General features: G+C 61.3%; 6 protein-coding genes. 3 read left to right on the plus strand and 3 right to left on the minus strand.

Annotated elements, in window-relative coordinates; genetic code table 11:
* Positions 1 to 91 precede the first annotated feature (91 nt).
* A complete protein-coding gene (locus ISP19_RS11940) occupies positions 92 to 919 on the plus strand; it encodes an ABC transporter ATP-binding protein (RefSeq protein WP_204682378.1) in 828 nt (275 codons plus the stop codon).
* 77 nt (positions 920 to 996) lie between these two features.
* On the opposite strand, the gene sppA is transcribed toward ISP19_RS11940, so the two are convergent.
* Both sppA and ISP19_RS11950 read right to left on the minus strand, forming a co-directional pair.
* Complete coding sequence (sppA, locus tag ISP19_RS11945; protein WP_204682380.1) at positions 997 to 2880, minus strand: signal peptide peptidase SppA; 1884 nt, start codon at positions 2878 to 2880, stop codon at positions 997 to 999.
* A gap of 53 nt (positions 2881 to 2933) precedes the next feature.
* Entirely contained in the window at positions 2934 to 4340 is a 1407-nt protein-coding gene (locus tag ISP19_RS11950) for an MATE family efflux transporter (protein WP_204682382.1), read from the minus strand.
* Positions 4341 to 4462: 122 nt separating this feature from the next.
* Here ISP19_RS11950 and ISP19_RS11955 point away from each other — a divergent pair, with 122 nt between their 5' ends.
* A complete protein-coding gene (locus tag ISP19_RS11955) occupies positions 4463 to 5674 on the plus strand; it encodes a DUF3667 domain-containing protein (RefSeq protein ID WP_204682385.1) in 1212 nt (403 codons plus the stop codon).
* Between the two features lie 400 nt (positions 5675 to 6074).
* Positions 6075 to 8249 carry a primosomal protein N' gene (locus tag ISP19_RS11960; protein ID WP_204682387.1) on the plus strand — a complete coding sequence of 725 codons (2175 nt, stop codon included), beginning with the start codon at positions 6075 to 6077 and terminating at the stop codon, positions 8247 to 8249.
* An 8-nt stretch (positions 8250 to 8257) separates the two neighbouring features.
* Here the strand turns inward: ISP19_RS11960 and ISP19_RS11965 are convergent, their stop codons facing one another.
* Positions 8258 to 11494, minus strand: coding sequence for an efflux RND transporter permease subunit (locus ISP19_RS11965; RefSeq protein WP_204682389.1), 3237 nt, complete (start codon positions 11492 to 11494; stop codon positions 8258 to 8260).
* Positions 11495 to 11749 lie beyond the last annotated feature (255 nt).

Raw genomic sequence — 11749 nt, forward strand, 5'->3', positions numbered from 1 at the left:
GCATTAGAACAACCACTCTCGTGCACGTGACGTTTGGACGTCCGTACGTCTGAAGCTTGTCAAGGCACCCCGATGAAGGCATGGTTCGGGCATGAGCCCTGATACCACGCATCACCTCGACACCACCGTCCCCTTGCTGGAGATCCACGAAGCCAGCGTCATGCGCGGCGAACGGCTGATTCTTGATCGCCTCAGTCTTCGTCTGGCCATCGGCCAGCACACGGCGATCCTAGGCGCGAATGGTTCAGGTAAATCGACCCTGATCCGGCTTATCTCACGCCAGCTTTATCCACTTGCGCGCCGTGACGGTGCACCGGTGATGCGCGTGTTTGGGCGCGACCGCTGGAGCGTCAGCGAATTGCGCGGCCTGATCGGCATCGTTTCGCCCGCCGTACAACTGGACTACACCAGCGACTCGCCCCTGGAAGTCTTCGACGTGGTGGTGTCCGGCTTCTTCGCTGCGCGCGGGCTTGGCCTGGATCATCAGGTCACCGCATCCATGCGCGAGCGCGAGCATCAAGCGCTGGCGCAAATGGAAGCCTCGCAACTGATCGGACGCGAAATGGCCAGCCTGTCCACCGGCGAAGCCCGGCGTGTATTGATTGCGCGTGCACTGGTGCATCGTCCGCGTGCGTTGCTGCTGGATGAACCGTGCGCGGGACTGGATCCGGCCAGCCGCCGGCGTTTTCTGGAAAGCCTGCGCCAACTTGCTCATCACGGCACCACGCTGTTGCTGGTGACGCATCACGTGGAAGAAATCCTGCCGGAGATTGATCACGTGCTGTTGCTGCACGACGGCAAGGTGTTGCAGGAAGGCAGCAAGAACCGCGTATTGACCGATGAAGCGCTTACTGCCGCATTCGGCATGCCGATGCGTTTAGCCAGGCAAGGTGAGTATTACGCTGCCGACGTCGGTTGACGCATCGCGCGCCATCCCTGCCAACATCGGTAACCGTGTGGATAGCTCTCCCGTAAAGGGAGAGCTATCCCGTGCCATCAATGTGGCGAGCAGAAGCAATACGAATACACGTTTGGCCGCCCCGCCTGCGCACTGCTCAGCATCTGCAACTCAGGAGCCAGTGCCGGCAGTTGCGCGACCCAGCCCGGCAGCCTGATGCCATAGCTTTGCAACGCCGACACCATCGCCGTCTGGTTGAGGCTTACCGCAAACCGTTCGAACGCGCTCATCGGCTGTTCCTGGTAGCGCACGGAATAACCCTTGCCCAGGTTGGCCAGATCGGCTGCATTCGCAATGGCGGTATCGAGCCCGCCAAGCTGGTCGACCAGGCCACGCTGCAAGGCCTGATCGCCGGTCCACACGCGCCCCTGCGCAATCGCATCGATGGCGGCGTAATCCTTGCCACGCGCTTGCGCCACGCCACCGACGAAGTCGTGATATCCCTTGTTGATCACGGACTGGATCACGGTCTGTACCTTGGGATCGAGCGGACGGCTGACATCAAACGCGCCCGCCAGCGGCGAAGTGCCGACACCATCGCTGTTGATCCCCAGCTTGGCCAGCGTGTTGGGGATGGTGTAGTACATGCCGAAGATGCCGATCGAACCGGTGATGGTGTTGGGATCGGCGTAAATCCTGTCGGCGTTCATCGAGATCCAGTAGCCGCCGCTGGCCGCCACGTCACCCATCGACACGACGACCGGGATGCCGGCCTTGCGCGTCTGCTCCACTTCGCGCCGGATCTCCTCGGCGGCATACACTTCGCCACCCGGCGAATTCACGCGCAACACCAGCGCCTTGGTGCGCTTGTCTTCGCGTGCGCTGCGAATCAACGCCGCGGTCGACTCACCACCGATGGAACCGGCCGGCTGCTCGCCACCGGAAATTTCGCCCTCGGCCACCACCACCGTCACGCCCGGACCAGCAATCTTGTTGCGGCTGGGCAGATTGGCGACGTAGCGATCCAGATCCACGCCACGGAAGCCATGACCATCCTTGCCCGCCGGCACGCCTTGCGCACGCAACGACTCAACCAGTTCCTCGCGCGTGGCGAGGCCGTCGATCAGATGCTCATCCAGCGCGAGCTTGGCCAGATCGCCTTCTGTGCTGGCAATGCGATCGGGCAGTTCGTCGATATCAGCACGCACGACGGTAGGATCGAGCTTGCGCAGTTTCGCGATGGTGGCGATGTATTGATCCCACAGACCGCCCATCCAATAGCTGTCCGCTAGCTTGGATTCGGGCGAGGCATGATCAAGCACAAAAGGCTCGGCCGCACTCTTGAACTGGCCGACGCGAAACAGGTAGACATTCACGCCCAACTTGTCGAGCAGGTCCTTGTAGAACAGGCGATAGTTGGCCAGGCCAGTAATCAGCAGACCGCCCTGTGGATCGAGCAGGATGCGATCGGCATGCACGGCGAGCAGGTACTGGTACTGATCCAGACTGGATGCCCACACCACTACCGGCTTGCCCGCAGCGCGGAAACGATCCAGTGCGGCGCCTACTTCAGTCAGCGCGGCAAAACCACCGCTTTGCAGCTCGCCCGGATCCAGCACGATGCGGGTGATGCGCGAATCCTTTGCCGCCGCATCGATGGCGCCGGTGAGGTCGCGCAGCTGCACTTCCTTGGGCTCGTTGCCGGAGAGTTTGGACAGTGTCCGCTTCAATGGACTGATGCTGTACTGCTCCACCAGTCGTCCTTCCGGCTTCAGCACCAGCACGCTGCTGTCCTGGATATCGCTATTGTGCTTGGCCGCTCCGATGCCAAGGATCAGCAACAGGAAAAGAAACAGGAATCCGAAAAACACCAGATTGATCAGGATCAGCCTGACCATGTTGATACCGCGCCCGAATACGCGCAGAAAAGCCCAGAATCCGTTTGGCTGCCGCGGTTGGCGCAAGGGCGGGGGTGTCGTCATAGATCCATCGATTCCGTATGGGATGCTCAGCGTAACCGCTTGCGCGGTTCAGGTCATGAGGGAATCGTGGCATCCGCAGTCGCCGTCGCAACAGGGCCAAACGTACCAGGCTGGTGACGGCGCGACCTGAGCCAGAAACGGGCGAACAGCAAGACGGCTGCCATGGTCAGTCCGGCGATCAGACCCATCCAGATGCCACGCGCGCCCAGACCAACATGGAAGGCCAGCCACCAGCCCACCGGCATGCCGACCATCCAATAGGCAAACAGGGTGATGGCCATCGGCACGCGGGTATCTTTCAGCCCGCGCAGGGCTCCGTTGGACGCCACCTGGATACCGTCGGAAAACTGGAACAGACCGGCCAGCACCAGCAATTGCGAAGCCAGCTCGATCACCGTTTTGTCGCGGGTATAAAGCGATGCGATCAGGTGCGGGAAACCCAGCATCAGACCTGCCGATATCAATTGGGTACCGAGGGTGAGGCCGATGCCGCAGAAACCGGCATAGCGCACCCCCTGCGAATCGCCGCGCCCCACCGCATTGCCCACCCGCACCGTGATGGCCATGGCCAGGCCCAGCGGAATCATGAAAAACAGCGAAGCCACATTGAGCGCCACCTGATGGCTGGCGACGATGTCTTCGCCCAAGGTGCCGATCAGCAAGGCCGCCGCCACAAACAGGCCGCCCTCCGCCAGCAGGGTGATCGCCATCGGCACGCCGATATGCATCAAGGCACCGATGCGCTGCAGGTCCGGCCATTCAAAATGATCGAACAATCCCAGCCCGCGGTAATGGCGATGACAGGCGACATAGATGGTAAAGGCCACCATCTCCAGCCACAGCACCGTCGCGGTGGCGATGCCGCAGCCGCGCGCGCCCTGTGGCGGCAAACCCAGCTTGCCGAACATAAACACGTAACCCAGCGGCACCAGCAAGACCAGGCCACCGAAGCTGAAATACATCGACGGGCGCGTCAGCGAAAGGCCTTCGGACAAGCCGCGCAGGGCGAAATAGCAGGTCAGCGCCGGCGCGCCCCAGCTAATCGCCCGCAGAAACGCGCCCACGTCCACGTAGAGGCCCGGCGACACGCCAATCAGTTTGATCAGCGGTTCAGCATGGCGCACGGCAAACCACAGCACCACGCCCATGCCCAGCGCCAGCCAGATCGCCTGACGGAACACCGCGCCAGCCTCATGCCGACGGCCCGCGCCATCGAGCTGCGAAATGGACGGCGGCACCGACATCATCATGCCGATGCCCAGGACGATGGCCAGCGACCAGATGCTGGCACCGACGGCGACCGAACCGAGCACGTGCGCGCTCACATGACCGGCCAGTACGGCATCAATCACGTTGCTGCCCACAGCGGCAAGCTGGGCGAGGATCAGCGGCAAGGCAAGGCGCACCGTGGCGCCGATCTCCCGCGACGCTCTGGCCCGGTCGAGATGGAACGCGGACATGGGAATGGGTTCTCCTAGGCGCTCATTGTACATCCCGGTATCCAATCCCCACGGCTAAGAAGCGAAAGCCATCCGCGCGGCTTCTATGCCAAGATCGCAAACTGCGCCGCTGGGGACCGGTTATGAAGGAATTGACCTCGTTCGAGGGCATTAAATGCGCCAACTGCACCGAACCGCTGCAAGGGGAGTATTGCCATCACTGCGGTCAGTCCGTGCACAGCGTGCTGCGCCCGGTGCATGGACTGGTTGAAGAGCTTTTCGAAACGGTCCTGCATATCGACGGCCGCATCCTGCATACCGTACCGACGCTGTTTTTCAAACCGGGATTTCTCACCCTGGAATATTTCAGCGGACGTCGCGTGCGCTACATCGCGCCCTTCCGGCTGATGTTCGTACTGTGCCTGCTGTCGTTCTTCACGTTGCACCTGGCCGCGGATGTCATCGCCGGCCGCGCCGATCAACGCCACCAGCAAACACTGATCAGCGGCGCCTCCAGCAACTTCGAGGACGATGACACGGCCGGTGAGGTGCAAAAGGATCTCAGCCGCAAGCTGGCGATTCTGGATGCCACGCGCGCCGAAAGTGCCAAAACCAGCGGCAACCCAGCCCTCGTCGCCCAGATCGACGCGACAGAACAAAAGTACCGTCAGGATGCCGGACAACGCCTGATCGAACTGGGCCAGCCCAACACGGCAGCGGCAACCACCGCCGCCGCCATCCCCGCGGCACCCAGCACAGCGCCATCTGCCCCATCTCCGGCCGCCGGGAAACACAGCGACGACTACACCATGTCACCGGTAGATATCCGCTGGCTGCCTGCCTTCGCCAACCAGCGGCTGACCACACTGGGGCAACACGTGCTGGACAACATGCGCGACCTGCTGCAAGGCAACCCGGCCCAACGGCAGGAGGCCCGCGAACGGGTGATGACCAATGTGTTCGGCGAATTGCCCGGCACCATGCTGGTGCTGATCCCCACCTTCGCCCTGCTGCTGACGCTGTTCTACGCGCTGAGACGCCGGCTCTACATGGAGAACCTGATCGTCGCCCTGCATAGCCACGCCTTTATCTTCCTCAGCCTGTTGCTCATCACTTTGGCCGGCATGCTCTCGACCTGGCTCAAACCCCACGCCGCCTGGACCGGATGGTTGCTGGGCTTCGTCCAGCTGGCTCTGATGCTCTGGCTACCGGTCCACCTGCTGATCATGCAGAAGCGGGTTTATCGCCAGGGCTGGGCGATGACCGTCGTAAAATTCTTATTTATCGGTGGCTGCTATTTCTGGTTGCTCACCTTCACCCTGAGTCTTGCTGCCGTACTCGGCCTCGCCCACTGATTGTCATTTTTCAGGGCGCAAAAGAGCGGTTTTACACAGCGTCAAGGTATTGACATACACGCGTGTCAAGTACGTGGACGAATCCAACGCACGTTCGAAGCTGCCACGCAAAATATTGATCCATATGATTATTTTTAACTGGTCAAAACTTGAACAGCGTGTCACAAGGGCCGTTTTGATGCGCATTAAGACCTCCTCTCAACGGCGCATCCACAGACTTATCCACAGCTCTTGTGGATAAGGGAAAAACCGTGTTCCGATGAGCCACTTAGCTATTGTTCCTCGATGACAGGACAGCAATCGCAGGCAAGCATCCATCGCAACATCCTTCGTGGTTTTTGAATCGAGCTGATCGACGCTCGCCATACACTCAAACCGGCACCGCGCCCTCTCATCACTCATGCCATCCGTCCTTCGCGTCGCCCTGCCGGTTCCCCTGCCCACGCTGTTCGACTACCTGCCCCCCGCCAACGGTGAAGCAGCCATCGGTTGCCGGGTGCTGGTTCCGTTCGGACGCGGCAAGGCGGTTGGCGTGATCGTTGAAACGGACAGGCCATCGCAGGTCGGCAATGCGCGGCTCAAGCGCGTACTGCGGATACTGGATGATGCACCGTTGCTGGATGCCGAGCTGATGCAAACGCTCGCCTGGGCCGCCGACTACTGGCTGGGCGCACCGGGCGAGGCTTACGCGAACGCCTTGCCGTTGCTGTTGCGCGAAGACAAACCGTTGCCGGAAACCCGTGAACCGGTCTGGCAGTTGACCATCGCCGGACGCAGCGCGCTGGATGCCGGCAGCCGGCGTGGCGGAAGCCGCGCCTTACTGCAAGCCTTGTCGGCGGCGCCGCTCCCGGCGGCCGAACTGGATACCTTGCTGACCGACTGGCGCGTCGCCGCGCGGCGACTGAGCGAAGCGCGCCTGATCGAGCGCGGCGAACCGATGGCTTCATCCACATCGCCTTCTACGCTGCCCGCGCCCCCCTTGCACGCCGAACAGCAGGCTGCCGTGGGTGCCGTGGCCGAAGCCTTCGGCAAGTTTCAGCCATTCCTGCTCGACGGCGTCACCGGCAGCGGCAAGACCGAGGTCTATCTGGCGCTGATCGAACGGGCGCTGGCGCAAGGCAGGCAAGCCTTGCTGCTGGTACCGGAGATTGGCCTGGCACCCCAGACGGTTCGCCGCTTGCGCGAACGACTGGGTGTACCGGTTGAAGTGCTACATTCCAACCTGGCCGAAGGCGAACGCGCGCGCGCCTGGCTGCGCATGCGATCGGGCGAATCGAAGGTAGTGCTCGGCACGCGCTCGGCCGTCTTCACACCGTTGCCGCAGGCGGGGCTGATCATCGTCGACGAAGAGCATGACGGTGCCTACAAACAGCAGGAAGGCTTTCGCTATCACGCTCGCGATCTCGCCCTGGTGCGCGGGCGCGCCTTGAACGTGCCGGTGCTGCTGGGTTCGGCCACGCCATCCCTGGAAAGCCTGGCCAACGTCGAAGCAGGCCGCTACCAGGCGCTGCATCTGCGTTCCCGTCCCAGTGCGGCAAAGCCACCGCAAGTGCAGATCATCGATATGCGCGCGCAACGGCTGGAGCACGGCCTTTCGCCAGCCTTGTTGCACGCTGTCGGCGATACCGTCGCGCGCGGCGAACAAGTGCTGGTGTTCCGCAATCGCCGTGGCTACGCGCCGGTACTGTTGTGTCATGGCTGCGGCTGGCACGCGGAATGCCCGCGCTGCGAACATCCGATGACCTTGCACGCTGGATGGCGGCGGCTGGTCTGCCACCACTGCGATCATCAATCCGCCGTGCCAACCACCTGCCCTGTTTGCGGCAGCAACGAACTGAAGCCACAAGGCCAGGGCACCGAACGGCTGGAAGAAGCGCTGACCGCGCAATTCCCGCAAACGCCAGTGTTGCGCATCGACCGCGAAACCACACGTCGCCGCGATGCCTTCGAACAACTGCTGGACAATCTGCAAGCGGATGCGCCTGCGATTCTGGTCGGCACGCAGATGCTGGCCAAGGGGCATGATCTGCCGAACCTCACCTTGGTGGCGATCGTCGGCGTGGATGAAGGTTTGCTCAGCGTCGACTTCCGCGCCAGCGAACGCCTAGCGCAACTGGTGGTGCAGGTCGCTGGACGCGCCGGACGCGCGCGCAAGCCCGGCCGCGTGTTATTGCAGACACATCACCCGGATCACCCCTTGTTGCGCAGCCTGCTTTCGCAAGGCTACGCCGCAGCAGCCAAAGACCTGCTCGGCGAGCGCAATCAAACGGGCTTGCCACCCTATGGACATCAAGTATTACTGCGCGCAGAAGCACATCAGCGCCTGGCAGTCGACACTTTCCTCGGCGAAGCACGCGCCGCACTGCCTGAGACGGATACCTTGCAGATCGCCGGCCCGATGCCGGCACCGATGCCATTGCGCGCAGGTCGCCAGCGCGGTCAGCTACTGATCGAATCCACTACCCGGCGCCATCTGCACGCAGTCGTTCGGCCGTGGTCGCTACAACTGGCGCAACTGCCTGGCGCACGTAAGGTGCGCTGGTCGCTGGATGTGGATCCGGTTGATCTCTATTAGATGCAGGCTTAGGCGACCCGCGGAACACCTGGAACAGAGTCCGCATGAGTAGCCGGTTGTTCGCGGCCATGCACGATGCTGAAGACTACCGGCACGAAGAGCAGCGTGGCGCAGGTAGCGAACAGCAAACCGCCGATCACGGCGCGGCCCAGCGGCGAGTTCTGCTCCTGCGTGATCGCCATCGGCAGCATGCCGAGGATCATCGCCAGCGCGGTCATGCACACCGGGCGAAAACGCGTGAAACCCGCTTCCATCGCTGCCTTCATCGCGTCGCCGTGCTCGGCCAGCCGCTCACGCGCAAAGCTCACCACCAGGATCGAATTCGCCGTCGCCACACCCATGCACATGATCGCGCCGGTCAAGGCAGGTACGGACAGCGCCGTGTGCGTGACAAACAATATCCACACGATTCCCGCCAGTGCAGCGGGCAGCGCCGTGATGATCACGAACGGGTCCAGCCACGACTGGAAGTTCACCACGATTAGCATGTAGATCAGCACAATCGCACCTAACAAGCCGAACAGCAGGCCCGAGAACGCGATGTTCATCGCGGTTACCTGCCCCAGCAAGCGGATCACCGAACCTCTTGGACGATCTTTGGCGGCATTATCCAGAATACGTTGAACACCGTCGGACACCGCACCCAGATCACGCCCCTGCACCGCCGCATAGATATCAAAGGAAGGCGCGATGTCGTAATGCGAAACCACGGCCGGCGTCGAGCTGCGCGTGATGCTCGCCAGCGCTCCGAGAATCTGCTTTGCCCCCGTTTCGGACGACGTGATGGGCAGGCTTTGCAGATTGGCCAAGCTATCTATGCGGTATTGCGGCGTCTGCGCGACAACAGCATAGGAGACACCATTGGCATGATTGAGCCAGAACGTGGGAGCCACCTGCAGACTGCCGGCCAGTGACGACACCATGCTGTCGGTCACATCACGTTCCGTGATACCGAGTTCATCCGCCCGTACGCGATCGACATCGACATTCAATTGCGGCATTCCGGTCGATTGCTGCAGCCTTACATCCGCGATGCCCGGTATGGCCCTCATTGCACGAAGAAGGCGAACCGCGTAAGCCTGATTGGCAAGATTGTTTTCCCCGGAGATTTTCACGTCCAGCGGCGCGGGGGCACCAAAATTGAGAATCTGGCTGACCATGTCCGCCGGCAGGAAGGCGAACGTCGTGCCGGGAAATTCACGCGGCAGCACCGCGCGCAGCGTCTTGGCGAAACCAGCGCTGGGATCGTGACCCTGCCGCAACAGGATCTGGATGTCGCCATCCTGTGGACCGATGGTTCCGCTGTTGTTGTAGACCATGTTGATGCCACTCAACGGCAGACCGATGTTGTCGATGATATCGTCGAGCTGATCCGGCGGAATGACCCGCCGAACAGCCGTTTCAATGTGATCGAACTCGGCCGCGGTATCTTCAATACGCGTGCCGATGGGCGCACGCACATGAATCGCGATGGCGTCCTCGTCGGTCGACGGGAAAAAGTTTCTGCCGAGGAACGGTACCAGGGCGAATGACACCACCACAAAGCCCAGAAAGGCCCACACAAATCGCCATCGTGCGCCAAGCGCCAACGCCAAGGTGGCGTGGTAGTTATCGCGAATCCGCATGAAGCGGCGCTCGAAGCCTTTTTGGAAGGACACCAGGGCATGATGCAATTTGCCGGCCTTTGGCGATGCACGTTGACCTTCCCCATGATGCTTGGCATCTGCCTTTTCCGGATGGCCGCTTTCCCCTGCTCCAGCCGCATGCGGCTTCAGCAGATACATGGCCATCGTCGGCACCAGCGTACGCGACAGCACGAACGAAGACACCATGGCAAAGATCACCGCCAATGCCATCGGCCGGAACAGGAAGCCGGCAATACCATTGAGCTGGAACATCGGCACGAACACGATGCAGATGCACAGCAGCGATACAAAGGCCGGTGTCACGATCTGCTTGGCGCCGTCCATGATCGCTGTACGTACATCCTTGCCATGCTCAAGATGCCAATTGATGTTTTCGATGGTGACGGTGGCGTCATCCACCAGGATACCGACGGCCAGCGCAAGACCGCCCAAAGTCATCACATTCAAGGTTTGCCCGAACGCCGACAACAAGGCGATGGCGGACAATATCGCCAGCGGAATCGATATGGCGATGATGACGGTCGAACGCCAACTGCCCAGGAACACCAAAATCATCAGCGAGGTGAGGCAGGCGGCGATGATGCCTTCACGCGCGACCGAAGCGATGGCGCTGCGCACGAAGATCGACTGGTCCCCCAGCAAGGTGATCTTCAAGTCGCGGGGTAGCGTTTCTTTCGCCAACGGCAGCAGCTTTCTGATGCCGGCCACAATGTCCAGGGTCGACACGTTTCCGCCCTTGAGCATCGGCATCAGCACGGCCCGATGTCCGTCGACCCGCACCACGTTTTCCTGGGGCGGTGAACCATCACGCACATGCGCCACCTCGCCGATGGTGATGGTGGCGTTGTCGATGGTCTTGATCGGAAGCCGGTTGAGCTCATTGATCGCCAGGGGGCTATCGTTCAACTCAACGGTGTATTCAAAATTGCCGATTTTGATCGTACCTACAGGCACGATCTGGTTTTGCGCGGCAAGCGCGTTGCTAACGTCCTGTGCAGACAGCCCCTTGGCAGCCAGCGCCTGCGGATCCAGATCCAGCATGACTTGACGCTGTTTGCCGCCATAAGGCGTGGGGATAGCGACGCCGGGCACTGACACCAGCATCGGGCGCAAGAAGTTCTGCGCGAGATCGCGGGTTTTCTCCTCCGACAATTGGGGGCTGGAAAGCGCCATCTGCAAGATGGGTACGGTGGAAGCGTTGTAGTTGAGGATGTCCGGCGGCGTGATGCCCGGCGGCATCTGCTTGAGCACGGTCTGTGAGATCGACGTGACTTGTGCCGTGGCAGTACGGATATCCACGCCAGGCTGAAAGAAGATCTTGACGACACCGATGCCTGGCAGCGACTGCGACTCGATGTGCTCGATGTCGTTGACCGTGGAAGTCAGTTGCCGCTCGTAGTAATAAATCACGCGGCCCGACATCGCCTCCGCAGACAGGCCGTTGTAGGTCCATACCACGCTGATCACCGGAATGCCGATGTTCGGAAAAATGTCAGTGGGAGTACGCACGGCCGACAGCGGGCCGATCAGCAGGATGAACAGCGCCAGGACCACGAACGTGTAAGGCCGTGCCAGCGCGATGCGGACCAGACCCAACATACGAAGGGTTCCAGTGACCACGATTGGGCGGAGTATCGCGCAATCGCGGACGAGGCGAAGCACGCCCGCTCAGGCTCGTGCTGATTCGTTCACAAACGCATCGAATAACCAAAAGATGCCTTGATCAATACTGCGTAGGCGGTATTGGTCAAGGCATCTTCAAGCGGCGGTTAACACCACCGCACTCCGGACAAACAACTTGAACCCTAGCCCTCTAGCCTAACGACCTGAGGGCCAGGTCACCGTGTCATGCCG

It is taken from the genome of Dyella flava (assembly GCF_016904955.1).
In the GTDB taxonomy this organism is placed as follows: Bacteria; Pseudomonadota; Gammaproteobacteria; order Xanthomonadales; family Rhodanobacteraceae; genus Dyella_B; species Dyella_B flava.

Bases quoted from the DNA above. Each gene is read 5' to 3' on its own strand.
- ISP19_RS11940 (WP_204682378.1), top strand. From the start codon at position 92: ATGAGCCCTGATACCACGCATCACCTCGACACCACCGTCCCCTTGCTG.
- sppA (WP_204682380.1), bottom strand. From the start codon at position 2,880: ATGACGACACCCCCGCCCTTGCGCCAACCGCGGCAGCCAAACGGATTC.
- ISP19_RS11950 (WP_204682382.1), bottom strand. From the start codon at position 4,340: ATGTCCGCGTTCCATCTCGACCGGGCCAGAGCGTCGCGGGAGATCGGC.
- ISP19_RS11955 (WP_204682385.1), top strand. From the start codon at position 4,463: ATGAAGGAATTGACCTCGTTCGAGGGCATTAAATGCGCCAACTGCACC.
- ISP19_RS11960 (WP_204682387.1), top strand. From the start codon at position 6,075: ATGCCATCCGTCCTTCGCGTCGCCCTGCCGGTTCCCCTGCCCACGCTG.
- ISP19_RS11965 (WP_204682389.1), bottom strand. From the start codon at position 11,494: ATGTTGGGTCTGGTCCGCATCGCGCTGGCACGGCCTTACACGTTCGTG.